The organism is Mesorhizobium sp. M1A.F.Ca.IN.022.07.1.1 (genome assembly GCF_003997575.1).
Classification (GTDB): domain Bacteria; phylum Pseudomonadota; class Alphaproteobacteria; order Rhizobiales; family Rhizobiaceae; genus Mesorhizobium.
The window spans coordinates 1-26,302 of sequence record NZ_RZST01000010.1; the positions used below are offsets into that span (position 1 = coordinate 1).

The 26,302-nt window shown below is 60.3% G+C and carries 18 protein-coding genes and 2 pseudogenes; 8 read left to right on the plus strand and 12 right to left on the minus strand.

The genetic code is table 11. The features are described from left to right. Both EOA75_RS02890 and EOA75_RS02895 read right to left on the minus strand, forming a co-directional pair. On the minus strand, positions 1–1,129 hold a 1,129-nt coding region (locus EOA75_RS02890; protein ID WP_127323585.1), incomplete at its 3' end, for a DUF4347 domain-containing protein. A gap of 92 nt (positions 1,130–1,221) precedes the next feature. After that, entirely contained in the window at positions 1,222–1,539 is a 318-nt protein-coding gene (locus EOA75_RS02895) for a hypothetical protein (protein ID WP_127323586.1), read from the minus strand. A gap of 1,066 nt (positions 1,540–2,605) precedes the next feature. On the opposite strand from EOA75_RS02895, the gene EOA75_RS02900 reads away from it, so the two are divergent. Further along, positions 2,606–6,397, plus strand: coding sequence for a glycosyltransferase (locus tag EOA75_RS02900; RefSeq protein ID WP_127323587.1), 3,792 nt, complete (start codon positions 2,606–2,608; stop codon positions 6,395–6,397). 90 nt (positions 6,398–6,487) lie between these two features. Then, positions 6,488–7,591: a glycosyltransferase gene (locus tag EOA75_RS02905; RefSeq protein ID WP_067330623.1), complete on the plus strand. Its 1,104-nt coding sequence runs from the start codon at positions 6,488–6,490 to the stop codon at positions 7,589–7,591. Between the two features lie 59 nt (positions 7,592–7,650). Here the strand turns inward: EOA75_RS02905 and EOA75_RS02910 are convergent, their stop codons facing one another. After that, positions 7,651–8,379 carry a glycosyltransferase family 25 protein gene (locus tag EOA75_RS02910; protein WP_127323588.1) on the minus strand — a complete coding sequence of 243 codons (729 nt, stop codon included), beginning with the start codon at positions 8,377–8,379 and terminating at the stop codon, positions 7,651–7,653. 243 nt (positions 8,380–8,622) lie between these two features. On the opposite strand from EOA75_RS02910, the gene EOA75_RS02915 reads away from it, so the two are divergent. The 3 genes and pseudogenes from EOA75_RS02915 to EOA75_RS02930 all read left to right on the plus strand — a co-directional run. Beyond that, the gene (locus EOA75_RS02915; RefSeq protein WP_127323589.1) at positions 8,623–9,483 is read left to right on the plus strand and encodes a hypothetical protein; all 861 of its coding nucleotides are present in this window, start codon (positions 8,623–8,625) and stop codon (positions 9,481–9,483) included. Positions 9,484–10,361: 878 nt separating this feature from the next. Next, positions 10,362–10,619: pseudogene (locus EOA75_RS02925) on the plus strand (transketolase C-terminal domain-containing protein); the annotation flags it as partial. A 24-nt stretch (positions 10,620–10,643) separates the two neighbouring features. Continuing rightward, positions 10,644–10,844, plus strand: a pseudogene (locus EOA75_RS02930) (dehydrogenase); the annotation flags it as partial. A 134-nt stretch (positions 10,845–10,978) separates the two neighbouring features. Here EOA75_RS02930 and EOA75_RS02935 read toward each other — a convergent pair. The 8 genes from EOA75_RS02935 to EOA75_RS02970 form a co-directional block, all read right to left on the minus strand. Further along, the gene (locus tag EOA75_RS02935; RefSeq protein WP_127323590.1) at positions 10,979–12,394 is read right to left on the minus strand and encodes an aspartate ammonia-lyase; all 1,416 of its coding nucleotides are present in this window, start codon (positions 12,392–12,394) and stop codon (positions 10,979–10,981) included. A gap of 84 nt (positions 12,395–12,478) precedes the next feature. Further along, positions 12,479–13,975: a GMC family oxidoreductase gene (locus EOA75_RS02940; protein WP_127323591.1), complete on the minus strand. Its 1,497-nt coding sequence runs from the start codon at positions 13,973–13,975 to the stop codon at positions 12,479–12,481. A 9-nt stretch (positions 13,976–13,984) separates the two neighbouring features. After that, on the minus strand, positions 13,985–15,085 hold the full coding sequence (gene ugpC / locus EOA75_RS02945; protein ID WP_127323592.1) for a sn-glycerol-3-phosphate ABC transporter ATP-binding protein UgpC: 1,101 nt from the start codon (positions 15,083–15,085) through the stop codon (positions 13,985–13,987). Positions 15,086–15,089: 4 nt separating this feature from the next. Next, positions 15,090–15,968, minus strand: coding sequence for a carbohydrate ABC transporter permease (locus tag EOA75_RS02950; protein ID WP_127323593.1), 879 nt, complete (start codon positions 15,966–15,968; stop codon positions 15,090–15,092). Then, entirely contained in the window at positions 15,958–16,842 is an 885-nt protein-coding gene (locus tag EOA75_RS02955; protein ID WP_127213912.1) for a sugar ABC transporter permease, read from the minus strand. Before EOA75_RS02955 ends, EOA75_RS02950 begins: the two co-directional genes overlap by 11 nt. 83 nt (positions 16,843–16,925) lie before the next feature. Further along, complete coding sequence (locus EOA75_RS02960; RefSeq protein WP_127323594.1) at positions 16,926–18,176, minus strand: ABC transporter substrate-binding protein; 1,251 nt, start codon at positions 18,174–18,176, stop codon at positions 16,926–16,928. A gap of 81 nt (positions 18,177–18,257) precedes the next feature. After that, positions 18,258–19,568 (minus strand): histidinol dehydrogenase, encoded by a 1,311-nt coding sequence (hisD, locus tag EOA75_RS02965; RefSeq protein ID WP_127323603.1) that lies wholly within the window; start codon positions 19,566–19,568, stop codon positions 18,258–18,260. Positions 19,569–19,669: 101 nt separating this feature from the next. Continuing rightward, entirely contained in the window at positions 19,670–21,472 is a 1,803-nt protein-coding gene (locus EOA75_RS02970) for a thiamine pyrophosphate-binding protein (protein WP_095826381.1), read from the minus strand. Between the two features lie 486 nt (positions 21,473–21,958). On the opposite strand from EOA75_RS02970, the gene EOA75_RS02975 reads away from it, so the two are divergent. Next, on the plus strand, positions 21,959–22,843 hold the full coding sequence (locus tag EOA75_RS02975) for a sugar phosphate isomerase/epimerase family protein (RefSeq protein ID WP_127213910.1): 885 nt from the start codon (positions 21,959–21,961) through the stop codon (positions 22,841–22,843). A 64-nt stretch (positions 22,844–22,907) separates the two neighbouring features. Here EOA75_RS02975 and EOA75_RS02980 read toward each other — a convergent pair whose 3' ends face one another. Beyond that, positions 22,908–23,444, minus strand: coding sequence for a DeoR/GlpR family DNA-binding transcription regulator (locus EOA75_RS02980; protein WP_245466551.1), 537 nt, complete (start codon positions 23,442–23,444; stop codon positions 22,908–22,910). 764 nt (positions 23,445–24,208) lie between these two features. Between EOA75_RS02980 and EOA75_RS02990 the strand changes: the two genes are divergently transcribed. Then, positions 24,209–25,393, plus strand: coding sequence for a Gfo/Idh/MocA family oxidoreductase (locus EOA75_RS02990; RefSeq protein ID WP_127323596.1), 1,185 nt, complete (start codon positions 24,209–24,211; stop codon positions 25,391–25,393). Positions 25,394–25,423: 30 nt separating this feature from the next. Beyond that, positions 25,424–26,215, plus strand: a complete 792-nt coding sequence (gene hisN / locus EOA75_RS02995; protein ID WP_095799998.1) for a histidinol-phosphatase — start codon at positions 25,424–25,426, stop codon at positions 26,213–26,215. The last annotated feature ends 87 nt before the right edge of the window (positions 26,216–26,302 follow it).

Consider the following 26,302-nt stretch of genomic DNA (forward strand, 5'->3'; position numbering starts at 1 on the left):
TCGCACCGGTAGCGCCAGTTGCACCGGTTGCCCCGGTATCGCCCGTGGCTCCGGTCGCACCTGTGGCGCCGGTTGCTCCGGTCGCGCCTGTCGAGCCCGTTGCTCCGGTAGCGCCCGTAGCGCCGGTCGTACCGGTAGCGCCAGTCGCACCGGTTGCTCCGGTAGCGCCCGTGGCCCCGGTCGCACCTGTCGCGCCGGTCGCACCTGCGGCACCTGTAGCTCCAGTCGGACCCGCGGGTCCGGTCGCGCCTTGACCTGTGGTGGCGATGAAGGCAGCGGTATCAAAGTGATTGCCATTATCGCCATTATTATTATCTACAGGCGTAAAACTATAACCTCCGGGAACTGGAGAAAGCGTACCGTAGAGTTTGAAAGTGCTGTCGTAGACAAAATAAATATCAGTAGTGTTTGGAATCGTTATTGTTGTAGAAAAGTCGGTGATTAAACCGTTTTGGTTTGCAGACGGAAGCTGAAAGCTACCAACAACTGTATCATCGGCCGTATTAAGCGACGGATTGGTCGGAGGAATCGCGTGAGTGTCCACTATATAGTATGTGTTAACAGCCGACGAGCTGCCGCCAGCAGTTATGTCCCCGGTGAGTGTGAGATCGGCCGCTGCAAGCACCCCGATGTAACTTGCTACGCCAACTGGGGTCAGCGGCGGCAGGGGCGCCGACGCGCCCGCACGTGCGGGTAGTTCCCACGCACCGCCCAGGACTGCCGCACCGACAAGCGAACTGGACGCGCAGACATCCACGCCGACGGCCGCTTCCAAAGCGTCGACGAACGCATCGCCCGCCTTTCCCAGCGCCGTCTCGCAGCTCCATAGCCGCAGTTCACCGTCCGCAGCGAGCGCCCTGCCGATTGCGGCGAATTCCTCAGCCGCCCCCTTCAACGTCCCGACCGACCATTCTCCTGAAGCGAAAACAACCCGACCAGGTGCGCCGTGCGCGATGATGTGGACCGCGTGCAGTTCTTCGTGCCCTCTCAGCGCCGCAGCCATCTGCGCCGCCGGCGCTTGACGGCCATCGACCAGGATGGCCTCGACCCCCGGCCGGACGTTGCTCAGAACAGTCTCGAGATCGGAGATCGAAGGATCCACAAAGAGAATTTCAGAGGCACGGGCCATGACTGGCTCCTGTTCGCTTCCAATTCATTTCAAAAGGGAAACCGCCCACCGGCTTAGTCGGCGAGCGGCGCGGAAATGGCGCTTGGCCGCGGTCATCTTCCGGACGGCCCGATGGCGCCGCTTGGGCGGCCAACGAGGGGAGTCTCCACACGGAGGAAGCCGGAGGCTTGGAAATTCCCGCCATCGTCAAATGTGCCGATCACGAGAGAGCCGGCGGTGCTCGGAACCTTGACGGTTATAGCGACAGCGTGGCTTCGCTTGACGGCGGCGGGAAGAATGACTTGGCCGACGATCGCGTTCTTGGCGGCATCCAGAATGAAATAGGTTATTTGCTCGGTGGCGTCGCCGATGGGCAAAACGCCCCTAACGGTCACATCCATTGCAGTAGACGAAGTTGCGTACGTCATCATGCACTCCCCGATTGGCGGCGGCAGGTGCCGCGGCTTCTCCTGCTTGACACTTGATTTTCAATCACCGCAGTGCTGCCCCCGACCCGACGGGCTTGGCCGCAAGGCCGCACGAAAGCTCGCGCGCGAAGACGTGATGGGCTGCAGCCTTTGCTCCAGACGACTCCCGGTCCGATCGGCGGGCAGGAAGTCGCAGACGGCGCCGTTTTCCGACGGCACTCGGTTTGAACAGCTCTGTTGAGATTTGGTTTGGATGCGGGGCACGGGAGCAATCCGCCGCACCTTGCAGCAACAAATTTCCCGCCGGCGCATAGATGGGTACGGCCAGCGGCGCTCAGTTGCGGATATGCTTGAAGTTTGTCGAAGCGGCGGGCTTCAAACTCCCTGGGAAACGCACGTGATATCACGTGATACACGATCCACTCCCGTCACAGCTGACGCCGATCTCTTGGCGAAAACTCGCGAAAGAGTTCCGGAGTGGAAAACCCGTTCGACCCGAACAAAAAAGACAAACGCTCACACGGCCGCGCGCTCACCAAACGCACGTGCTTAGTCGTCCGCGACTTTGGTCTTGCTACTCCCGAAACCCTCTGGCTTGACTCCCCTACGACTTCCGCAGAATGCCAGCTACCCACGACCTGTGGGCCCCCCACAGCAGCAAATTAGTAAATTTGAAAATTAGCGATCTGTAAACTGTGGAGGCGACTAAACTGACCTACCTCTAAAGTATTAGGTCGTGAAATATTACAGACCGAAACTCTAGAAAATATTTTTGAAATCCAGAACTTAACCCGCACCCCGGAATTTGCGTCAAACCCAGAAACGTGATCGAGCTTGAGCACTGCCATCCCCGTCGGGGCGTCGCGACGGGGTCGACGCCAACTACCGCTTCGTCGAACTTGACGTCGCTTGGCAAATGGCGGTGAAGTGGGCGGAGATCGTCTGAGGACCTTAGCCGCTCCGGTGGCGGGACAAGTAGACAACGGGAGCTTCGGGACGGCTCCGCGAATTCATCCGCGGCACGCAGAGAATGGCATTGCTTGAACGTCGCGCAACGTCAGAGCGAGAGATGGCAATTTCACGGATGACCACGGGCAAGCGACTTTGCCTGAACATGATCGTCAAGAACGAGATGGCGAACCTGCAGCGCTGTCTGGGGGCGGTTGTCGACCACATCGACTGCTGGGTCATCGGCGACACCGGGTCGACCGACGGGACCCAGGATTACATCAGGGCTTTCTTCGCCGATCGCGACCTGCCCGGGGAGTTGCATCAGTTCCCCTTCGAAAATTTCGAGCAGGCCCGCAACGCCGCGCTCGATCATGCATATGCTTCGTCGCTCGCCTTTGATTATCTGCTTTTTGACGACGCCGACATGGAGTTGGTCGTCGAGGACGCGGGCTTCCGAGCGCAGCTCGACTGTCCTGGCTATCGGCTGCTCCAGCGCTCCGGTTCCGACCTCGCCTATTGGAACACCCGCATCGTCAGGCGCGATGCCGGCGCCCGCTACCGTGGCGTGACGCATGAATATCTCGACGTTCCCGGCGACGTGAAGGAACTGCAGGGCGTTTGGTACAAGGACCATGCCAGCGGATCGAACCGCGTCGACAAGTTCGAGCGCGACATCAAGCTCCTGCTGGAGGCGCTGGAAAAAGACCCGGAGAACCACCGATACTGGTTTTACCTGGCGCAGTCCTACCGCGACGCCGGACGCACGGCCGAGGCGGCGGTAGCCTACGCCAAACGCGCGGCGATGGGCGGCTGGGACGAGGAAGCATGGAACGCCCGGCTGCAGGAGGCGCGCTGCCTAAGAAAGCTCGGGGACGACGCAGGCTTCGTTCGCCAGGCGCTTGCAGCCTTCAATCAGCGCCCGCAACGTACCGAACCCCTCTACGACCTCGCGCGGTTCCATCGCGAGAAGGGGATGAATGACGCCAGCGTGCTGTTTTCGGAAGCCGGTCTGGCGATCAGGAAACCGGAGCAAGACATCCTGTTTCTCGAGGATTTCATCTACACGACGGGCCTTCGCGAGGAATACGCGATCGCGGCAAACTACGCGAGCGATCCATTGCGCAAGGACCGCGGGTTCGCAGTGTGCAATTGGCTGGCGCTGAGCCGCAGCATCGCCGACGGTTCCCGCGATCTGGCGCGCTCCAACCTGTTCTTCTACATCCAGCCCGCCAAGACGATGATGCCATCGTTCACTGCGCAACCGGTCGGCTTCATGCCGCCCGACGGCTATCGGCTCTCAAACCCCTCCGTGGCTCGCTGGGACAACCAGATCGTAGTGTTGCAGGGGGCCATCACCTTGGCGGCGGCGGAAGAGAACCTCCGGGCTCGAGCGCCGGATCGAGCGGCGGTGCACACACGCAATTTCTTGCTGCGCATCGACAGCGAATTCGGGATCGCGTCGGCCGATGAGATTTCACAGCCGACCGACTTGCCGCGACCTGCTTACGGCTGCGGCCTCGAGGCCATGCGCCCGTTTGCCTGGGAGGGGCAATTGTGGAGCAGCGCCTATATGCGCGCGTCGGCCGCAGAAGGCGAACCAGTCATCGCGCGCATCGACCACGGCGGGCCTGCACCATACCGGATGACCGACTGGCGTGTGCTCCGGCCGATCGGTGCGAAGGTGAACGGCAACAACTGGCTCCCCCTCGTCAAGCCGGCTGGCATCGGCACCGACCGGGAGCGGCTGCAGTTCCTTTCTGTGGGTGATTCCATCCGCATTGTCGGCGATCAAGGGCAGACGATATCGGAAAAGCCGTCTTCCGTCGCTGCCGACGAGCTCAAGGGAGGCACCCAGGCGATTGCCTTCGAAGGCGGATGGCTGACACTCGCGCACGAGACGCGGGCAAGGCCGGACGGGGCTCAGCCATACTGCCAGCACCGCTTCGTCTGGTTGGACGAAACAGGCTGCTTGGCAAAGATCAGCCGGCCGTTCTTCTTCAATGAAAAGGGGGGTGAATTCGCCGCAGGCCTAGCCTGGCACCCAAAAGACGAGCGCCTGCTGATTTCGTACGGCGTCGCCGAGAGCGAAGCGTGGATCGCCGCCGTCGATGCCTCGGAGGTAAGCTCGCTGCTGGAGAGGACCGACTATTTGTTCGCAAGCGAGGCATATTGGAGCTCACTTGCGACGACGTCGGCGGACGGTGCGACCATACAAATTGCGGCGGCTCAGCAGCGCAAAGAACTCGCCGCCCGCGCCTTGCCCGGACCCGCAGACCTCCATCAAGAAACCCGGCCTGGCGACGGACTCCCGAAGGCGGCGAGCAGGATTGTCCTCTCCGGCAATGCGAAAGGCACAGAGGAGGTCCTGCTCGAGCTGGCGCCGTTCCTTCGCTTCGCAGACTCGCCGCATGAGCGCCGCGATCAATCCTGGGCGTTCGATAGCCGGATAGCCCCCTTCCTGGACTGGGGAGATGCCGCGCTGCCTCAGATCCACTGCTTTTACGAGGTGCTTTCCGACACTGCGAAGCATCTGACCCTGATTGCCGCCACCACATCGATGCGCGCGGCAGGCCATCCCGTGAGGGTCTGGAGCTACTCGCCGAACAAGCTTCAATTCCTCGTGCCATTCGGCGTCGAGGTACGCGCCGCGGATGACGTGATGCCGCGCAGCTTGTTCGAGCGAATGGTCGCCGGCTCCGAGATCCGCTATTTCAGCGACGCCTTTCGCTACGCCGTGCTTTACGAACATGGCGGGTTATGGATGGATTGCGACGTGGTCATGCTGCGACCGTTTCCGTTCCGCGGCGATTACTTTTTCAATCTGCAATGGCGCGGCGGGCACCAAGGCCACTTCGTCTGCGGCAACGTCATCTATGCCGAAGCCTTCAGCCCCCATTTGAGAGCGCTCTACGAGATGTCAATCGAGCGCTTCTTCGGTGCAAGCGGCAAGGGGTTCGGCGAGATCGGCCCGAAACTGCTCTCCGACTACATCGCTTCGGATCAAGGCGCCGAGCTGCGCGATTGGGTCTTCGGGCCGATGTTCTTTAACGCGATCGATTGGACCGAGATAGGCGAGTTCGAAAAGCCGCTCGCCGATGTGGCTGTCTACCTGAATGATGAGCGTGTCTTCGGAACACACCTGTGGACGGCACGAAATGAGGCTCGCTCGGGCGGGGAAGGAGCGCCGCTCATCTCCTTGCTGGTCGAGCCGCTGCGGAGCTTTCCCACACTCATCGATCTTGCTGATCGCTTCAACACCGACAAGAACCGCCATACCGGCAACCGGCATGCTTACGCACGCGTCTACGAGCGGCTGCTGTCGAGCCGGAGACTTTGCATGCGGAGGCTATTGGAGATCGGCCTCTGTCGCATCGCGGCGGAGGGCAACCAGTCCGAGACGCCCTCGGTCTCGCTCTGGCAGTCCTATTTTCCTTACGCCGAGGTGATCGGTGTCGACCTGACGGATTTTTCTCAGTTCAACAATGAGAGGTTCAAGTCTTTCGTTTGCGATCAATCCAAGCTGGAGGATCTGCGCTCCGTCGCGGCGAAGCTGGAACCGGGCTCGCTTGACGTGATTATCGACGACGGCAGCCACGCCTCGTTCGACGAGCAACTGACGCTGCGCGAATTCTTCCCGCTGCTCGCAGAGGGTGGATGGTATTTCATCGAAGACCTCGACTGGCAGCCAACAAGCGAAAATGCCGTTGAAATCACACTCACCAAGCATCTCTTGCGAGAAATCCAACAGCACGGCACGGCCCGATCAATCGACCCGGTCGGTATCAGCGACCTTGCCGATCAGTTCGCCGAAATCCGGTTCTTCGACAGCCATTTCGAGCTTAGCCAGGCAAAATTGCTCGGAGGGCTAGTGGCGATCCGCAAGCGCGGAGGCGTCGGCCTTGTTCGATGAGCGTCACAGGGCGGTGCGGTCGGGCTCGGGCGAGTCCAGCCGTTCAGCGGGAGGTCGCTTAGCGACTGCGTCCAATCGCGGACCCCTTCCTTGAAGATAGCGGTCTACACCATCGCGTTGAACGAAGCCGCACATGTCGAGAGGTGGGCAAATTCGGCCGTCGGCGCCGACTATCGGATAGTCGCCGACACCGGCAGCACCGACGACACGGTATCCCGACTGATCAACGCCGGCGTCACGGTGCACCGGATCGCGGTCCGCCCATGGCGCTTCGACGACGCCCGAAATGCCGCCCTGGCACTCATCCCCGCCGACGTCGACGTGTGCTGCACGATGGACATGGACCGTTTCCTCGAGCCCGGCTGGCGCCCCAAGCTGGAGGCGGCCTGGAGACCCGAAACGACAGCCCTCTATTGCCAGACGATCTATAGAGCGAGTGTCGACGACCCCAGACCGTTGCGGCAATGGGCCACCAAGAATTTTCACCATCGCTGGGGATATCGCTTCAAGCGCCCCGTCCATGAGGCCCTCGTCTTCACCGGAGAAAGGGAGGTGGTCACGACCAGCAACGACCTGGTCATGTTCGAGGTGCAGGACCTGGCCAAACCAACCAGGAGCAGCTACCTGCCTCTGATGGAGGTTGCCTACAAGGAAGATCCCGACGACGCACAGATGTGTTTCTGGCTCGGGCGGGACCTGATGTGGGCGAACCGGCCCGACGAGGCCGTTCAATTGCTTGAGCGCTACCTTGGCTTGCCGACAAGCACCTGGGGCGAGGAACGGTCAGAAGCGATGCGCTACATCGCACGCATGATGCCGGACCAGAGATTGGTGTGGTTGGACAAAGCGCGAATGGAAGCGCCGCATCGGCGCGAGATCTGGGCCGACCTTGCGGAGGAACTCCACGGCAGGGCCGACTGGTTGAATCTGTTCTGGGCGTGCAGCAACGGAATCGAAAACACCCGTCGCACCGGAAGCTATCTCGATGACCCGAACTGCTGGGGCTTTCGGCTGTTTGATCTGGGCGCCATCGCCTCATGGCACCTGAATGCGATGGACCGTGCTGTGGAATGGGGGCAGATGGCGCTCGAGCTTGACCCGGGCAATGAGCGTCTCAGGAACAACCTCGATTTCTTCATTCGGCGCCGGCACGAAGATCGAGCAGCGCCGCTCGGCGAAGAAGGTGTTCGGTGAACGCTATCGGTTGCCTGATGGGACGGACTGGCCGACTGCGGTCAACGCCAGCCTGTCGCTCACGTATTGATCCGTACCGATTCCTCCGGCCGTTCGTCACTGATGACAAGCGGTGGCAAGCACACATAGGCTTTGAGCGAGGGCATCACGCCCGCCATGATGCAATCGATGCCTGCATTGTTCAGCCTTAGGCCGAAGCCTGCAAAATCCACGATCATCGGCCGTATCGGAAGGCACCACTCCAACAGCGCGCGCGCGCCACGTGGCGAGACGGAGTAACAAACCGTGCCGAGCAGATAGCGCGCTCGAAGCAGAGCAGGTTCGATTGCCGCCTCCTGGAAGTCAGCAATATGCGTCATGACTTCGCCCGGAAAGAACTCCAGCCTGGCACCGGTTCCGCCAGGAAGGGCATCTAGCCAAGCATAGCATCGCAGACTTGCACTCCACAGGATGAAATCCCAATCGGCCGGGATGTTCGCCAAGAGCGTGTTCGTATGTCGTTCGAACTCGCGAGAGAAGATCGCATCATCTTCGGCAACCGTTATCACCTTGTGGCGACCGACGGCCTCTCTCCAGAGCGTCACGTGCGAGATGGCGCAGCCCAGACTCCCAGGCGCATACTCCAAATCCGAACTGATAACCCCACTCTCTATCAGCTTGTCGCGGTCGATGGATTTTCCGTCAAATCCGGAGAACCTCCGGACTTCCGGCAGGTGCGAGTTCAACTTGCGAAATTTATCCAGCCGCCCGACACTTCGATCGAGATTGATTACATAAATCTCCGACATGACGCTTTTAGCCCCATTTTGGCGATGGTTCGTCCATTCACTCACTTTGCATCGAGCGAACCAGCTTGCGCCCCGGCCTCCACTTGAGAGAACTTCAAGTCTAGCCGGATCGGTGATAGCTGGCGAGACGGCTTGGACCAGGCATTCGAACTTTTGGAGGATTTGCGTCCGCCAACTGGAGAGGCTATGAGGCGCCGAGATTTGGCGGTTGGCATTATCGTTGCGGCAGCATCGGCTACCGCAATGGCAAAGTTTTCGGCCATCCTGGACCCGGGCTATGCAGCTATGCCATCCCCCCGGAATAAGACACCCGCGACGCTTCTGTCCGCCCCCCTCGAACTCGCGGGCAATTGGGGCCGCATGCTCCCGCAAGCGGCAGAACAGGTCGTTGAAAAGGCGCGGCGCGCCTGCCTAGACGGCGTCCGACTGCTGTCTGATCGCCAGCCGGCAAGGCTCCGCGTCGACCGCCATGGCACCGGACAGCCGGCGATCTGGCTGCATCCCGACGGCAGCAGTATGGCCTGGATCATTGTCGACATCGGCGAACGGGACTGGTCGAAGCTTGCCTACCAGTTCGGCCATGAACTCGGCCATGTGCTTGCCAACAGCTGGCAGGCCGATGCGAAGCCGGCACCGCCTTGCCAATGGCTGGAGGAAGCCATGGTGGAGGCCTTCTCGCTGCGAGGCCTGGGACGCCTGGCGAAAGACTGGAAACAGGACCCGCCTTTCGCAGGTGACAACGCTTTCGGCGATGCCATTGCCGAATATCGTGGGAACATAATCAAACGCTATACCGCGCTCGCCGACAGCCAGGGGCTAACCCGAGATGCTGCGACGTGGTTCGCCGACCACCGAAACGAGATCGAAGTTCCAGGTCTCAATCCGTTCGCGCAAGCAATGTGCCCGACCATTCTCGCAGAATACGAACAGGTTCCCGATTGCGTTGAGGCGCTGGGCGCGCTCAACCGCTGGCCTGGCCGCAGCGGGGTTCCAATCGCCGAATATCTCCGCCGATGGAAAAAGAGCTGTACCGAATTGCACGCCTCGCCGCACCTGCCGGTCCGACTCCAGCGCTTGTTGCATGTTACCCGGGAGCGACGCTAACCAAAGCTCGGCAATGTGGCGGGAATCTTGTGATCGGACACATACGGGGGCCTGCGCGGACGCTACGGGTCTCCAAAAAAGCAGGGACGAGAACGCCCAAGCCGGCAGTTGGTCAGCGGCCGTCCGTATGTCGTGGCTGATGTGGAAGGGATTGTTGCTTGGCAGCGTCCGGATCGGTCTCCTTCGCCTTCGGCTCGGAGTGTCGCCGACCATATACAAGCCTGAACACAATCGCGAGATAGCCGACCTGCAACAGAAGCGCGGCTAGGAGGCTCCAGGCAATGCTCATCCAGACGGACCCTGTGACCTCATAGGCCCAGGTTCCGACTACGCTCGACGTGATCAGCATTCCGACCAGAAACTGAGGAAAGTACATCTCCCCAATCCTGCTTCCAGGCACTCGAGGCGAAAATTTCACTATTTTAGCAATCGAGCAAGTATCGCCATCTGTACCAATTTCGACTCAGCACCGAGTTTCTCATTCGAGCAGCACGGTAACGGAAGACGCTGGAACGTCAGGTCGAAAGCTTGGAGGATGACGTGTTCCTAGGAGAATTCCGAGTTGGAAGGCGAGCGGATGTCCGGCGGGGTGGCGATATCAAACAAGGTCGCCAGCGCGTACACACCCGCCGGGGAGTGAGCGACTGACGAAGATGTGGGGACTTTTGCGTGGGCCTTTCTGCACCGATTCCTGCCGCAGTACGCCGTTCGTTTCGCTTTTCCATTTTCTCCCCCGAAACGAAGACGTAAGGCTTACCCGCGAACCCGCCATTAGAAGGACGCAAAAAGGCGGACCAGGGAATACCGGGTCCGCCTTGTCTGCCGACGGGCTTCGGGGAAGAAGGCTGCGTTCGACAAACTATCCGAGGCAATCTCAGCTGGACAATGAGAGAATTCTTGCGGCCGCGCGCCAAGCTGGCCGGCTGGTGGTGGTGGCGGAAAACCACACCGTCATAGGCGGACTGGGTGAAAGTGTCGCCGCATTGCTTATGCGCGAGGGCGTGACACCCGCCTTTCGGCAGATCGCCCTTCCCGACGAGTTTTTGGACGCCGGTGCTCTGCCGACACTTCACGATCGGTACGGCATCTCGACAACTGAGGTCGTGCGCCGTATTCGCGAATGGACGGGTAAGTGAGGCACGATCTCGGCTCTGCTCTTGATGACGGTGATCGGCAGCCGTAACGCCACCAGGAGCGATTTCGATCAGGTCGCCGCATCGATCCGGGACGGCGAAATACCGATTACCAGGCTCGTGACCCACCGGACCACTCTGGCCAAGAGCCCTCACGACATTGCGCGCTGGTCACGCGAGAAGGCTGGGCTGATCAAGGCTGTCATCGCCGTCCACGACAGGTCCTGACCAGCTGACGTAAGGGCCAGCAGTCTCTTGCGAGCGGCGCCTTACCCATTTGGCGCTGTGCGAACGGCATCCGCTGCGCCAAGCCCGACGACCGGGATGTCCCGGTCATCACTTCCGAGACAGTCTTCCAATCTTCAAGCCGGGGAGGCGTCGGGGAGACCAGCGAACTCAGCGCTGTTGCCAAAAATATGCTCAACCTGGTCGGGAAGCAGAACCCCCGCTTCTTCAACGACTTGGCGTAAGGTCCTCTTCCCTGCCAAAGCGCGCTTGGACAATTCGGCTGCTTTGCCGTAGCCGATCAGTTTTGCTAAGGGCGTTGCCAGAACGAGGGATTGATCAAGCAGCGCTCTGCAACGACCAAAATCGACTTCGATCCCGTCCACGCAGCGCTCTTTGAAAATCCGCATTCCTCTCGTCAACAACCGCATGGATTGCAGGATGTTCAAGACGATCACCGGCTCCATTGCATTCAACTGAAGCTGGCCCGCGCTTGCGGCCAGTGTCACGGTAAGATCGTTGCCAATCACCTGGAAGCTGAGTTGGTTCACCATCTCAGGAATGACGGGATTGATTTTACCCGGCATGATCGAAGAGCCGGCCTGCACGGGTGGCAATCGAATCTCGCCCAGTCCGCCAAGCGGCCCACTGCTAAGCAGGCGCAAATCGTTGCAGATCTTGGTCAGCTTGACTGCGATGCGCTTCAGCATGCCCGAAAAGGAAACGAAGCCGCCGGTGTCCGACGTTGCCTCGATGAAATTACGGGCAGCAACAAGCTGAATGCCTGATATTCGCGACAGATGACCGCAAACGATGCCTGGGAACTCGCGGGGCACGTTAATCGAAGTGCCGATCGCCGAGCCCCCAAGGTTGATTTCCAACAACAATCTCGCGACCGACTGAAGTTGGACGATATCTTCGTCGATGAGTTCAGCAAAGGCTTCGAACTCCTGCCCAACTGTCATGGGCACCGCGTCCTGAAGCTGAGTTCGGCCAACCTTGAGCTCATTCGCGTGCTGGAGCGCCTTGGCGCGAAACGCATCACGCAAATTGACTTGTGCCGATACGAGCCCGTCGCAGGCCCGCAAAACCGTCAGACGGATTGCGGTCGGATACACATCGTTTGTCGACTGGGAAAGGTTTACGTCGTCGTTGGGGTGCAGCCTTGCGTAATCGCCAATTTTGGCGCCGAGTTTGATCAGGGCCAGGTTGGTCACAACCTCGTTGACGTTCATGTTTGTCGACGTACCGGCCCCTCCCTGCATCATGTCAACCGGGAAGTTTTCTTCGATCCCCTTCAGTTCGATGATATCGTCGCACGCATCTGAGATAGCCTGGGCCTTTTCGGGCGAGAGCAGTCCGAGTTCCATGTTTGCAAGACAAGCAGCCTTTTTCACCATCGCCATCGACTGGATGAACTCGGGAAAATCCTTCAGCCGCAGCCCGGACACATCGAAGTTCTGTTCTGCTCGACGGGTGTGCACGCCATAGAGCACGTGGCCCGGTACAGCGAGCGGTCCGATCAGATCCGTTTCGATACGGTCGGCAATCATGGTTGCTAACTCCGCTCAGCCAAGACCTCGGGCGTCACCCACACAGGTGCAAGATTCACAAGTCTGGATACTAAGATGAGGTCCTCACGACCGGCTGATGACGGCGCCAGCCTTGATGGCGAGCGCCGCGATAGTCAGTGCCGGGTTGACGGCCGCGGATGTCGGAAGCACAGAAGCGTCGGTTACATAGAGGTTTGCAATTTCGTGGGAACGGCAATCAGGCGACACAACCGACGTCTCCGGATCGCTTCCAAGCCTGGCAGTGCCACACTGGTGCGAAGTCGTCTTTCTGCCGAAGGTTCGAGTAAGAACGATGGGGAAGCCCGCCCTTCGCATCACACCTCGCGTCCTGCGGATCAGCAGCTCGTGCGCTCCCATGTTGCTGCGAACCCAATGCATGACGATGCGGCCATTCTGAACCGTGACCCGGCTCTCTGGATTGGGCAGGTCCTCGCTGGTCAAGAACCAGCCATAGCAATTGCGGGCTATCAGCCCCGCCAGCCACCGTGGCAGCAAGGGCGCGTTCGCCTTGAGGATGTTACCCGTGATATGTCCAAGCAATTGCACGTTGCCAAGCGGGAAACCTGTTTCCGGATCGGCGTTATAGAAGTCGTTGAATGCCAGGGTCTTCTGGTAGACCGACGTATTGGCCGACCGCGGATCGATCGCCAGCATGGCGGTGGTGTTGTGGTTCATGAAGTTGCGGCCGAGTTGGTCGGAGCCGTTGGCCAGCCCGCGCGGATGCGCGGCATTCGCCGACCGCAGCAAGAGTGCCGCGCTTTGGACCGCACCAGCCGCAACGGCGAAGACGCCAGCGCTGATCCGCCGCTCAACTCCATCCTTGAAAAACACCGCGGCAGTCACCTTGCGACCCGTCGGATCGGTTTCCAGCCGTACGACACTGGCCCCGGTCACGAGACTGACGTTGCTGCTGTTCAACGCGGCAGTCAGCGGTCCAACTTCGGCGTCGATCTTGCCGGAACCCGTGTTGGGAAACGCATCCCAACCGGTCTTTGCGCGGCGAAGCCACTCATTGATGTCGATAGCCAGGGGAAGGCTGGCTGGATGGATCCCCGCCTCTTTCAAGCGAGCGCGCACGGCCGCTATGGCCGGCTCGTCGGGTACCGGCGGAAAACGGTAAGGACCGGTGCGCGGCGGCTCGGTGGGATCCTGCGTGGGGTCACCCCGCACCTTGAAAATCGCCTCGGCTCGCTCGTACCAGGGCTCGAGCTCCTCGTAGGTGATCGGCCATCCAGGCGAGGCGCCGTCCATGTGCGGGCGGGGCGAGAAATCCTCAAGCCTGTAGCGGTACATCACCGCGCCGAAGAATTTGGAATTGCCTCCAACATAGTAATAGTTGCCGGGCAGGAAAGCCTGCCCATCGTCGCCGAGCCACTCTTCGGTCGAACGGTAGAAGCCCTCGAGAAATATCGCCCGGTCGTCGCGCGCCTGGGGCGCGTCGCGCAGGTGCTCGCCACGTTCCAGAATCACGATGCGCCTGCCGGTGCCGGCCAGGCTATGGGCCAGGGAAGCGCCTCCTATGCCTGACCCGATAATGACGATATCAGCTGTTTGATCCACGTCGATGCCTCAGTCTATGCGTTGCTCATTGTCGGCATCGAACAGCACGATCTTGCCAGTATCGACCGCGAGGGTCGCCGAAGTGCGGGCTGCCACGGCCCTTGGCGGCACACGAGCTGTGACTTCGACCCCGCCTGCCTGGAAAAGAGCAAGCGTATCGGGGCCCGTAGGCTCGACAACGTCGATGTTTACCGTGACCGCTTGCGCGGCTTGAGCGCCGGCGACGCTGAACAACTCCGGACGAACGCCCAGCAGAATACTGCGCCCAGCGTATTTGGCTGCCGCTTGTGAAGACAAAGGGATGCCTGAGAGGCGGGCAGCCGCCCCACCTGGGACGTCGATCACCGCGACTGGCCGACCGTCTTCCACGTCAAGTCTCGCCGGAACGATGTTCATGGAGGGCGAGCCCACGAACTTGGCCACGTATACGTTCGCCGGCCGGTCGTAGACCGACTGCGGATCGTCAAGGTGCTGGACCACGCCGTCCTTCATCACGGCAACGCGCGTGGCGAGCGTCATGGCTTCGATCTGGTCATGCGTGACGTATACGATTGTGGTTCCCAATCGTGCATGAAGACGCTTGATCTCGGTTCGCATGTCGACGCGCAACTTGGCGTCCAGGTTGGATAAAGGTTCGTCGAACAGGAACAGCTTGGGTTGGCGCACGATCGCGCGCCCCATTGCCACGCGCTGGCGCTGGCCTCCCGAGAGTTGCGAGGGCTTCCTGTCCAGAAGATGCGTCATCTGGAGCAGGTCGGCCGCCGTCTTGACCGCCTTGTCCCGCTCGGCTTGCGGCACGCCGCGGATCTTCATGCCGAACTCGATGTTCTGGCGCACGGTCATCGTGGGATAGAGGGCGTAGGACTGGAACACCATGGCGATATCCCTGTCTTTCGGCGACAGGTCGTTGACAACCCTGCCGGCGATGCGGATTTCGCCACCTGAGATGTTCTCGAGGCCGGCGATCATGTTGAGCAGTGTGGACTTGCCACAACCCGAAGGGCCGAGCAGCACCAGGAAGTCGCCGGTGGCGATGGAGATACTGACCTCCTTCAGGACTTCGAGGTCACCGTAGAGCTTGCGGGCCCGATCGATTTCAAGCGTTGACATAGCACTAGCCTTTCACGGCGCCGGCGGTCAGACCGCGCACGAAGTAGCGTCCCGCGACGACGTAGACGAGAAGGGTGGGGATGGCGGCAATCATGGCGGCCGCCATGTCGACATTGTATTGCTTGCGCCCCATCGTCACGTTGACGATGTTGTTCAGCGCCACGGTGATCGGCGATGATTGCCCTGCGGTGAACGACACGCCGAAAAGAAAGTCGTTCCAGATCTGCGTGAATTGCCAGATGCAAGAGACCACGATGATGGGAAGCGCGGTCGGCAACATCACTGAAAAGAAGATCCGAAAGAACCCAGCTCCGTCGATTTGAGCCGCGCGGGTCAGTTCGTCCGGGATCGTGATGAAATAGTTCCGGAAGAACAGGGTCGTGAAGCTTATGCCGTATACGGTGTGAACCAGCACGAGACCCGGAATGGTGCCGGAAAGGTGGAGGCGACCAAGCAGCTGCGCCATGGGCAAGATAACGGCCTGGAACGGCAGGAAGCAGCCGAACAGCAATAGTCCGAATATTGCGTTCGCCCCGGCGAAACGCCACTTCGTGAGGATATAGCCGTTTATCGCGCCTATCCCCGTGGACAGGATGACGGCGGGCACGACCATGAGGATGGAATTGATGAAGTATGGCCGCAGTCCCGTGCAGGCCGTACCAATGCAGGCCTCCTGCCATGCCTTGTTCCAGGCTCCGAAGGTGATCGCCTGGGGCACCCCGATGAAGGAGCCGCCATAGATTTCATCCAGCGACTTGAGCGAGGTGACGATCATCACCCAAAGCGGCATCAGGTAGAAGGCGGCGAGCGCGATCAGCGAGCCATAGATGAACAGGCGGCCGATCTGGTGTGAACGACGCGCCGAGCGTGCTTCAGTGCGCATTGCGGTCCTCCCTCAATTCCGAATAGAGGTAGGGAACGATGATGGCCGCGACCGTCATCAGCATCATGATGGCGCTGGCGGCACCTACGCCCATCTGGTTGCGCCTGAACGTCGCGGCGAACATGAAGGTCGAGGGCATTTCGGTGGCGCTGCCAGGCCCGGCATTTGTGAGGGCCAGAACCAGGTCGAAGCTCTTGATCGAGATATAGCTCAGTAGGACGATGACGCTCAGGAATGCCGGGCGCAGCATCGGCACGATGACGCTGAGGTAGATTCGCGGCAGGCTGGCTCCCTCGATCTGCGCGGCCTTGATGATCGAAGTATCGATCGCTCGCAGCCCGGCCAGGAAAATGGCCATCGCGAACCCCGTCGATTGCCAGACCGCTGCGATCACCACGCAGTAGATTGCAAAGCTTGGTTGTGTGATCCAATCGAAGACAAAACCGGTCCAGCCGAGCTCGTTGACGACCTTCTGCAGGCCGAGGTCCGGGTTCAGGATCCATTTCCAGGCTGTGCCCGTGACAATGAATGACAAGGCCATGGGATGGAGGTAGACGGCTCGCAGAAAGCCCTCCGCCCTCACCTTCTGGTCGAGCAGAATCGCGAGGAACAAGCCCAGCGCGATGGTGATCGCCAGGAACAACGCCGTAAAGATGAAGAGATTGGCGACTGCAGTGTGCCAGCGCGGGGTCGACCACAAACGGACATATTGCTCGAGCCCGACGAAGTCGAACTTCGGGACCATCTGGGACGAAGATAGCGAGATCCAGGCCGTCCAGACTATGAAGAGATAGACGGCAATCAGAACGGCCAGCAGGCTGGGCGACAGGACGAGCCGCGGCAGCCATAGGTCCAATTTGTTTTTGAGCGACATGGGACCAACCTCGCTATTGCCGAGCATTGTTGCGGACGGTGTCCCCGCCGGCACGATTGCCGGGAGGGCTTTGATGGCTTGGACTAGCGGGCGTTGTTGATCCCGTCGACCAGGGCCTGAACAGCATGCTTGGACGACATGTCGGTGACGAAGAATTTGCCGACGACGTCGGTGAAGACGCCGGCGAATTGAGGCTGGGCAGCAAAGCCTTCCGTGAGGCCGCCGAGCATCGCTCCGTTCTTCACCGCCGCCTCGCGGTCAGCATAGCTGCGCTTCGCGCAATCATCGAAACTGTCTACCGGAACGTCGGAGCGAGCCGGGATCGAACCCTTGATCAGGTTGAATTGCTTCTGCACCTCGGGATCCATGATCGATTCTGCCCAGGCGTCCTGGCCTGCTGTGGTCACGGCATCATCGACCTTGAACATGCCAAATGCGTCGATCACGAACTTGAAGTTGGGCTTGTCGGTCGGCGTTGGGAAGCAGAGGAAATCGACGCCGGGCTTGAGGCCCTTGGCAAGGAACTCGCCTTTGGCCCAGTCGCCCATGACCTGCATGGCGGCCTTGCCATCCGCGACCATGCCCGTTGCGACGGCCCAATCACGCCCGGTGAAGCCGTCATCGACAAGTCCGCGGACCTTCCTAAGCTTGTCGAACGTCGCGATCATTTCGGGGCTCGAAAGAGCGCCCTCGTCCAGGTCGATGACTGCCTTCTTGTAGAATTCGGGCCCGTTCACGTCGACAAGGATTGCCTCGAAGACCTCGAGGATCTGCCAGCTCTCGTCACCCATGGCGAGCGGGACCACACCGGCGGCCCGGAGCTTGTCTCCGTCGGCGATCAGCTCATCCCAAGACTTCGGTTCCTTGACGCCGGCCTTGTCGAAAACGGCCTTGTTCGCCCAAAGCCAGTTCTGCCTGTGCATGTTGATCGGCACGGAAATGAAGTCGTCTCCGTTTTTGACGAATGCAAGCAGCTGCGGGGCGAGCGCCTTGTCCCAGCCGTTCTTGGTGTAGAGATCGTTGAGAGAGCGCAGGACGCCCTGCTTGCCCCAGTCGAGCCCTTCATAGCCAAGGAACTGCATCGTTGCCGGGGGGTTCCCGGCGGCAAGACGCGTGCGCAATGCCTGCAGCGCGTTGGCGCCGCTCAGACCGCCGACCGCGCTATCTTCCCAGGTGTAACCCTTGGAGGCCAGCTTATCGGTGATGACCTTGAGCGCTTTGACCTCGCTTTCGGACACCCAGTGATGAATGCCTTCGACCTTGCCCTTGCTTTCGGCCATTGCCGCAACCGGCATGAAGGCGATCGAGGCGGCTAGGATGGTGGTGAGCTTCATTGTAGTTCCCCTTGTTGCTTGCGTTGGTGGCTTGATGATCCGGCTCGATCCTGTGGGGCGCGTGCCGGGGCGTGTTGCGCATCAGAGCGGTTCGGCTGCCGATGCGTATGGAACGTTGCGCCGGCCATAGCGGCGGACGCGGATGTTGGACTGCTCGGCGTGGCCGGCGAAACCTTCCATGATGCAGAGGCGCGAGCTGTACTGGCCGACCAAGGCGGACGCCTCATCGGTCTCGATCCGCTGGTAGGTGCAGGTTTTAAGGAACTTGCCGACCCACAGACCGCCTGTATATCGGGCTGCCTTGTTCGTAGGCAGCGTGTGGTTGGTTCCAATCACCTTGTCGCCGAAAGAGACGTTGGTGCGAGCGCCCAGAAACAGAGCGCCATAGTTCTTCATCCTCTCAAGGAAATAGTCCGGATCACGTGTCATGACCTGCACGTGCTCGGAGGCAATGCGATCCGCTTCCGCCACCATCTCATCCAGCGTGTCGCACAGGATGATCTCGCCGTAGTCTTCCCAGGCTTTGCCGGCGACAGCCGCAGTCGGCAGGATTTTGAGCAAACGCTCGATCTCATCGAGGGTATCGCGGGCAAGTTTCTCAGAATTGGTGATCAGAACGGCGGGAGAGTTGACGCCGTGCTCCGCCTGGCCAAGCAGGTCGGTCGCCACGATCTCACCGTCGACACTGTCGTCAGCAATCACCAAGGTCTCGGTCGGACCGGCGAACAGATCGATGCCAACTTCGCCGAACAGCAGCCGTTTCGCTTCGGCGACGTAGGCATTGCCGGGGCCGGCCAGGATATCCACGGGAGCGATCGTCTCAGTGCCATAGGCCATGGCCGCGATCGCCTGGACACCGCCAAGGCAATAGATTTCGTCCGCGCCCGCAAGCGCCTGGGCGGCGACGATCTTGTCGGCGATCTTGCCTCGAAACGGCGGAGCGCAAGTGATGACGCGTTCGCAGCCTGCCACGCGAGCGGTCAAGACCGTCATGTGAGCAGAGGCAAGCAGCGGATATTTGCCGCCCGGTACATAACATCCGACATTCTCGATCGGTATGTTCTTATGCCCCAAAATAACGCCTGGTAGCGTCTCGATCTCCAGATCGCGAAGTGTGGCCCGCTGGGCTTCGGCGAATTTGCGTATCTGGTCCTGGGCGAAATCGAGATCCTCGCGCTCGCGTTTGCTCAACGCGTTGATGCATCCGTCAATCTCAGCCTTGGTCAGGCGATAGCTGTCGCGGTCGAACCTGTCGAAGCGGATGGACAAATCGCGCACTGCCGCGTCGCCCCCTTTCTCGACTTGCGCCAGCAATGCCTGGACTGTCGCGGTTACTGCGGGCTGGCCATCGTCTGCGACACTGCCTTTGGCGGGCTTGACCGTGCGTATCATGGCAACAACTCTTGGTTTGCGGGCGCTTGCGCGCCGCATCATCAATGTGGTGGATGGCGAAATGCGAGGGCGGCGCATGACCAACCCTCGCGTCAATTTTGCTAGAGGTGCTGTTCGCGTGCACGCATCTGGGCGTAAGCAGCCTGCTCTTTTTCGTAGTAGGCTGGTGACGGGAAATCCCACCAGCCGGTGGCGAACGGCCCCGCAGCGTCACGCGACACGATGACTTCGACGAGAGCGGGCCCGCCGCATTCCAAGGCTGCCTTCAGGCTGCTTTCGAGATCTTCATCCTTCTCGACTTTCCAGGCCTCGAGCCCGAACGCGCGCGCCGAAGCCGTGATATCGGCCGAATAAGGCTGACCATTGCCTGAGTGATGGTTGAATTCGGAAGCAATGTGACGGCCCATGAACTTGCGCTGACCGCCTCGGATCGACATATATCCCGAATTGTTCAGCACGAGGAAGACCACATTGATGCCGTTCATCGCGGCAGTACCCATTTCGGGCAGCGACATCATGAAGTCACCGTCGCCAACGATCGCCACGACTTGGCGGTCCGGGCATGCGAGCTTTGCCCCCAACGCCGCCGGCACCGCCCAGCCCATTGGCGAATAGGAGCCCGAGGTCAGGTGGGTGCGAGGCTCGTAGACAGGGAAGCTTTGCTTCACCGAGCCCTGGGTATTGCCCGAACCGACAACCACAATACCGTTGCGATCGAGTACCTTGCGCAAAGCGACCAGCGGGCGCTGGGAGGTGAAAGGCGTTTCGCGGCTGTTTTCGCGCGGCGACACCTGAGCGATCCAGTCCGCCTTGGCCTTCTGAACGTCGGCCAGGAACTGCTCGCGTTTGCCCAGAGCCTTCTTTGCATCGCCCTCCGAGATGAGGGCCAGGATCGCCTCCAAGGCCACCTTTGCGTCTGATACGATCCCCACCTCGGTCGGATAGGTCTTGCCGATCTCGCGCGGGTCGAGGTCAATATGGATCAGCTTACCTGGAGGGATCGAGAACGAGACGCCCTTGGCGTAGGAAGATGCCGACCAGTCGGTGAAGCGGCAGCCGACCGAAACGACCACATCTGCGGAAGCAGTGATCTTGTTGCCGCAGGTCGTGCCGGTCTGGCCGACTGCTCCAATGAAGAGCTCGTGATCTTCCGAGATGGCGCCCTTGCCGTTCCAGGTGATCGAAACGGCGGCGCCGACGCGCTCGGCCAGACGCGTCAGTTCGCTCGACGCGTTGGCCGTGATCGCACCGCCACCGGCGACGATGACCGGGCGTTCGGCACTCAACAGGACCTTGACCGCGGCCTCGATCGCGCTCGGATCGGGATAGGCCACGCCAATGGGAAGGCGCTTTTCCAGCGGATGAATGGTGACATCGGCCGCTTCGACCTGAACGTCCATCGGCACCTCGACATGCACGGGACCCGGGCGGCCGGTGAGCATGGCGTTGAAGGCGCGATGCATAATGCTCGGCAGGACCTGCACGGACTGGGCTTGCCATGCCCGTTTTGTCACCTGCTCGGTGATGCGCGGGAAAGCATTGTCCTGTTGGCGCTCGATCTCCTGCATGGTGCCATGGCCGTGCATGTAGGTCTGTGGCGAGCCGGAGACGTAGAACAGCGAGGTGGAATCGCAATAGGCTGTGGCGAGGCCAATAATTGTGTTGGTCGCACCTGGCCCGACCGATGTCGAACATGCCATTGGCCGGCCGCTTGCACGGAAATAACCGTCCGCCATGTGAACGGCGCTTTGTTCGTGCATGACCTGGATGAAGGGCAATTGCGAGCCTTCCTCCAGGAAGGCATCGAACAGAGACCAGATGCCATGGCCGGGAACACCAGCCACGTATTCGACGCCATATTCCTTGAGCGCTTTCGCGACGATCTGCCCGCCAGTCAGTTTCATTGTTCGACCTCTTGTCTTTGTTGGCGAGGCGATTGTGGATATGCTCCTCGTCCATGCGCCCAGTAAGCAGTCATCTGTGGCTGCGCGACAAGTTCGCAGGGTAGCTTTAATAGACGCGATGTGACGCGCTGAGAAAGAAGCATTGCGACATATGGGATCGGTCAGTTCCCGTGGGCTGCGAACTCAGCCGCATAGCGGGCTCGTTTTTAATCGGAAGCCATTTTGCCCCCTTAGCAGCGAATTTGGCGCAATGTGACGCGACCGGAACCTTAGGTCGCGCACGAATTCGGGCTGCCGCGCAGTTTCCCCTCGGCATGCGATATGTCTTGATTGCGCGGGTAATCGGCTCGCGATGGTGAAAGCCATGAGCAACCAGAGTGGTTATCGGCCTGGCGCCGCAGAGCCAGCGAGGCTCTATGCCACCGTCGTGATCCAGCAGGGACCTGGCATTGGACATAATCCGGTAGTCAAGCGACGGGCACAGCAATGACGACGAAGCGCAACCAGCTAATTCTGCATGCTCTCGTGGCGCGACACGGCACGCTGGCCCTAGATGTGGATATTGCGCGCGAGCTCGGCTTCGACGGACTGGAAGCCTCTGGGGCCAAGATCCGCGCTTTTCTGGATGCCGGGTTCACTTTCCAGGAGCTGCGCCGCTTGATCGATGACATGTTCATTCCAGGCATCGGATTTCTTCTCGATGTGGAGCGCCACGGCAATGCCCGCAAAGCATTGCTGAAGGACGCGGAAGAGTTGATAGAACTCGCCGTCTCGGTTGGAGCGAAGGGCATTCAGGTCATCACCGGTCCAATCAGTCTCGCGGCTCTCGATCCCGAGGCCAGCAAGAGGCACCCGGATCTTTACCGAGGCGTCGTCGGGCTGCCGATCGAGGAGCAGATCGACATCACGGCGTCCGGGCTGGCAGCCGTCGCCGACCTCGCTGCTCAACGCAACCTGGTCATCTACCATGAGGCGCTGTCCTGGACCCCACTCAATACAATTGACAGGCAGCTTCGGACCATAAGGAAAGCGGCACGCGACAACATACGCGTCGTCGTCGATTTCTGGCACTGTTACACCTCCGGCGACGGCCCGGAACGCATTTCGCAATTGGACAAAGACCTCATCTACGGAGTTCACATTTGTGACTCTCTTGCGTTCAGCGGTGGCATCCCTAACGAGCCTGTTCTTCGCGACGTCGAAACCGGCAAGGGCGTATTGAACCTGAGAGAGTGGGTGGCTGCAGTGAAATCCACCGGCTACGACAGCTGGTGGAGTTGCGAGTTGTTCTGCAAAAAGCAGCACCAGATGGACAGCTACGATGTGGCGCGCGAGTTGAAAATCCTGATGCAGGATCTTGTCGGCTCCTAGTCTTGAGCGATCCATCATCCGGCAACATCGGACCGACGGCTTGCGAAAGATTTTGTCGCAGTCCTCAGGCTATTCGGTGGATAACTGTGCCTTGGCGTCGAAACGGTTCGAGGGTCTCGGCGTCAAGCTGGCGCCCAGCGAGCATATGGTCGATCGCGTCAGGTCCCGAAACCTGAAAGGGGGCGGTTTTCGCGATGCTCTCGACCGTAGCGACAACTACTCTCGCGGCGCTTCGGCGGCACATAACGCGCTTGATTTCGGCGTCGGGAAGGTCAAAGGCGGTCAATCCGACGGAAGCATGGACCGCGCAATCGGCGACAAAGAACATGTCGGCGTTGAACTGCTCCAATTGCGAAAGGGCGGTAGTTCCAACAGAGCATCCCTTCTCCTGGTCGTACAAGCCGCCCAAAAGAACGACGCTCGCTTGACGATGCCCTTCCAGCGCAGTCGCGACAAGTAGGGAATTCGTCACAATCGTTAAAGACATGTCGCGGGGTAAGGCGCCGGCGAAGGCAACACTGAGGGCTCCATGGTGCATCATGATCGTTGCGCCGGATTGTACGAGTTTCGCTCCGGCAGCAGCCAGCGGTGCGAGATCCATGGTCGAGGACCTCGACCGCCTCGGGCCCGGTCTTGGCCTCCGATGCCCTTGCCAGCGCTCCGCCATAGACCCTGCGGCAAAGTCCGGCTCTGGCAAGATCGCGTAGATCGCGGCGCACAGTGTCTTCAGAGACACGAAATTCAAGAGCCAGCGCGTTGGCCAGGACCTTGCCATGCTCGGCCAATCTCTCGCGAATGATCACCTGGCGTTCTTCTGCAAGCATCATTCGAACATCCTTGAGACGATGATGTGCGACTTTCTTTGGTTCAGGCCAGCGGATATAAATCCCAAGAGCCTCGCGCTGCAATGTCATCGTGGACCGGCATCGCGCCTGGTCTACGACTAGAGCACCCCCTGCGGCACGCCGCTAGCCAATCCTGCCGACGCGCTATGGAAATAGACTTCAAGCAGCTACGACGGGGTCTCAACCGCTTCGGTCTGGCGCGTTGCTGGGTTCTGCCTGCGGGCAAATGGTCAGAACGCGCGTTGACTTCTCAGTGACGCCCCGCGTCCTTGCCGCGATTCCATTCCGCCGTTGCGGTGATGGTGAGGGAGATCTCGACTCCCATTTTCTGGCGGATCGGACGACCTCACCGATCGCATCACTGTGCGTCACTCATTGGCGCCGTGCGAACTTGTCGCTCGATTGAGCGAGTGGAAGGATGCGTCCAATCGTTCCGCAGCGCAGCCGGCTGTCGGATTGAGCGAGTGCGGCACCGGTCTCCCGACCGGTCCAGAGCTGGGCCGAATGCGCAAGGATATTTATGAACCTTCTGACAAATGACATCCCCCGCAAACCTCGCTTTCGCGCGGGTATGGTGGGAGGAGGGCGAGGATCGTTCTTCGCAAGCCGGCATCGAACTGCCATGCGGCTAACCAATCGTTTCGAACTGGTGGCAGGCGCGTTCTCGTCTGACCGTCACGCCTGCATTGAAGCCGGCAAGGCCCTAGGAGTGGCTTGGGACCGCACCTACTTCAGCTTCAGTGACATGGCAGCGGCGGAAGCGGCGCGCGATGATGCCATCGAAGTCGCGATTATCGTTACGCCCAACCATCTCCATTTCGAGCCATGCAAATTGTTTCTCGAAGCGGGGATTCCCGTCATCTGCGAAAAGCCACTGGTCCACTCATCTGAAGAGGCACGCGAGCTCCAGCGGATCGCTGCCGCAAACGAGACGTTCTTCGCTGTAACATACACCTATACAGGGTATCCAATGGTCCGAGACGCCCGCGCTCGCATCCGCGCGGGCGAAATCGGGCAGGTACGCTTCATGCATGTAGAGTACTTGCTGGAATGGTTGGTCAACGACCCCTCGAAGTTGGGCAAGGGCGGGGTATGGCGCGGCGACCCGGCAAAGGCGGGACCGACGGGCGCGCTGGGGGATATCGGAACCCACGCCTTCAACATCCTCGAATTTGTTTCCGGACTCCGGTGCACCGCACTCAACGCCAATTTGATGCGAACCGTCGACTCCTTCGGGCTAGACGACACTGACGTGATCCAGTTGGAGTTCGAGGGCGGCGCCAACGGCCTCTTGTGGTCCTCTCTTGCCGCTCCGGGCCACCGCAACGGCCTGCGTTTCAAGATCGTCGGCTCGAAGGCCACCATCGAGTGGCGGCAGGAGGCACCGGAGACACTCACTGTGTCCCGCCTCGGCGAAGGCGACCTTACCTATCGTCGCGGCCACGGCGACATGTCCTCGGACGCGCAACTTGCGACAAGTCTGCCGGCGGGCTCTCCTGAAGGTTACCTCGAGGCTCTCGCGGTTCTATACAGCGATTATGCGACTGCGCTTGAAGCCGGCCGAAACTGGCGAGGTGCGCTCCCGGTGCCGCTCGCAGACGTTTACGAAGGGCTGCGGGGCGTTCTGCTTTCCGAGATCAGCGTCAGTTCTTCAGCTTCCAAATCGTGGGTTGCCTTCCCCGGCTCCGAGCAGACGAGCCAATGATCTTCTATCGATCTTTTGCCAAGGTGACACATGTCAAAGCTACCGGACTCATCATTCTTGCACCGTCTCGCTGATTTGGCGGATGCCGAGACGCTGCCCCGCTATATGGTCGAGCTTGCCGTCGATACCAAGCCGAAGCCCGGATATAGATTCGATCCGGTGACCGAGGCTGATCGAGAAGCAGAAATCGCGTTGCGTGCCGCCATAATGGCGGAGTTCCCGGATCACGCTGTACTTGGAGAGGAATTCGGCGAGACGGGCGGCGGTAGCGACTGGCGTTGGGTGCTTGATCCCGTGGATGGAACCCGACCTTTTATCTGCGGCATCCCCGTCTGGGGAACGCTCATCGGTCTGACGGTTCGCGGGCGCGCCGAGATGGGGATGCTCAGCCAGCCCTATATCGGCGAACGGTTCTGGGCGGACGCGACAGGCTCATGGCGCCAGCGCGCCGGTGAGCCCCAGCCACTCAGGACGCGTGGCATCGACACCCTCTCCGACGCCATTCTCCACACCAACTCCCCCGAACATTTTCACGGCGATCTCAAAGCTGGCTTCGAGCGGCTGAACAGCGCGGTCAAGATGACCCGGTACGGTGGGGAATGTTATGCCTTCGCCATGCTAGCGGCGGGCCGGATCGATCTGGCGGTTGAACCTTCCCTGCAGCCCTACGACATCGTCGCGCTGATCCCGATCATTGAGAAGGCAGGTGGTGTGATCACTCGTCTCGACGGCGGCCGAGCTGAGGAAGGAGGCCCCGTCCTTGCCGCCGCGACGCCGTCGCTGCATCGGTTGGCACTGAATGAACTCGTCCTGAACACCTAAACTGCAAGACATTCAAGCGATTGAACGGGTAGCGTGAAAGTCGGGTTCGTCAAAGCCGAATATAGGGCCGACGAGTAATGCTCTTAG

Excerpts from the sequence above, each read along its gene's own strand:
- EOA75_RS02895 (WP_127323586.1), bottom strand. The coding sequence starts at position 1,539 with ATGATGACGTACGCAACTTCGTCTACTGCAATGGATGTGACCGTTAGG.
- EOA75_RS02900 (WP_127323587.1), top strand. The coding sequence starts at position 2,606 with ATGGCAATTTCACGGATGACCACGGGCAAGCGACTTTGCCTGAACATG.
- EOA75_RS02910 (WP_127323588.1), bottom strand. The coding sequence starts at position 8,379 with ATGTCGGAGATTTATGTAATCAATCTCGATCGAAGTGTCGGGCGGCTG.
- EOA75_RS02915 (WP_127323589.1), top strand. The coding sequence starts at position 8,623 with ATGGCAAAGTTTTCGGCCATCCTGGACCCGGGCTATGCAGCTATGCCA.
- EOA75_RS02935 (WP_127323590.1), bottom strand. The coding sequence starts at position 12,394 with ATGATTGCCGACCGTATCGAAACGGATCTGATCGGACCGCTCGCTGTA.
- ugpC (WP_127323592.1), bottom strand. The coding sequence starts at position 15,085 with ATGTCAACGCTTGAAATCGATCGGGCCCGCAAGCTCTACGGTGACCTC.
- EOA75_RS02950 (WP_127323593.1), bottom strand. The coding sequence starts at position 15,968 with ATGCGCACTGAAGCACGCTCGGCGCGTCGTTCACACCAGATCGGCCGC.
- EOA75_RS02955 (WP_127213912.1), bottom strand. The coding sequence starts at position 16,842 with ATGTCGCTCAAAAACAAATTGGACCTATGGCTGCCGCGGCTCGTCCTG.
- EOA75_RS02960 (WP_127323594.1), bottom strand. The coding sequence starts at position 18,176 with ATGAAGCTCACCACCATCCTAGCCGCCTCGATCGCCTTCATGCCGGTT.
- hisD (WP_127323603.1), bottom strand. The coding sequence starts at position 19,568 with ATGATACGCACGGTCAAGCCCGCCAAAGGCAGTGTCGCAGACGATGGC.
- EOA75_RS02970 (WP_095826381.1), bottom strand. The coding sequence starts at position 21,472 with ATGAAACTGACTGGCGGGCAGATCGTCGCGAAAGCGCTCAAGGAATAT.
- EOA75_RS02975 (WP_127213910.1), top strand. The coding sequence starts at position 21,959 with ATGACGACGAAGCGCAACCAGCTAATTCTGCATGCTCTCGTGGCGCGA.
- EOA75_RS02980 (WP_245466551.1), bottom strand. The coding sequence starts at position 23,444 with ATGGATCTCGCACCGCTGGCTGCTGCCGGAGCGAAACTCGTACAATCC.
- EOA75_RS02990 (WP_127323596.1), top strand. The coding sequence starts at position 24,209 with ATGAACCTTCTGACAAATGACATCCCCCGCAAACCTCGCTTTCGCGCG.
- hisN (WP_095799998.1), top strand. The coding sequence starts at position 25,424 with ATGTCAAAGCTACCGGACTCATCATTCTTGCACCGTCTCGCTGATTTG.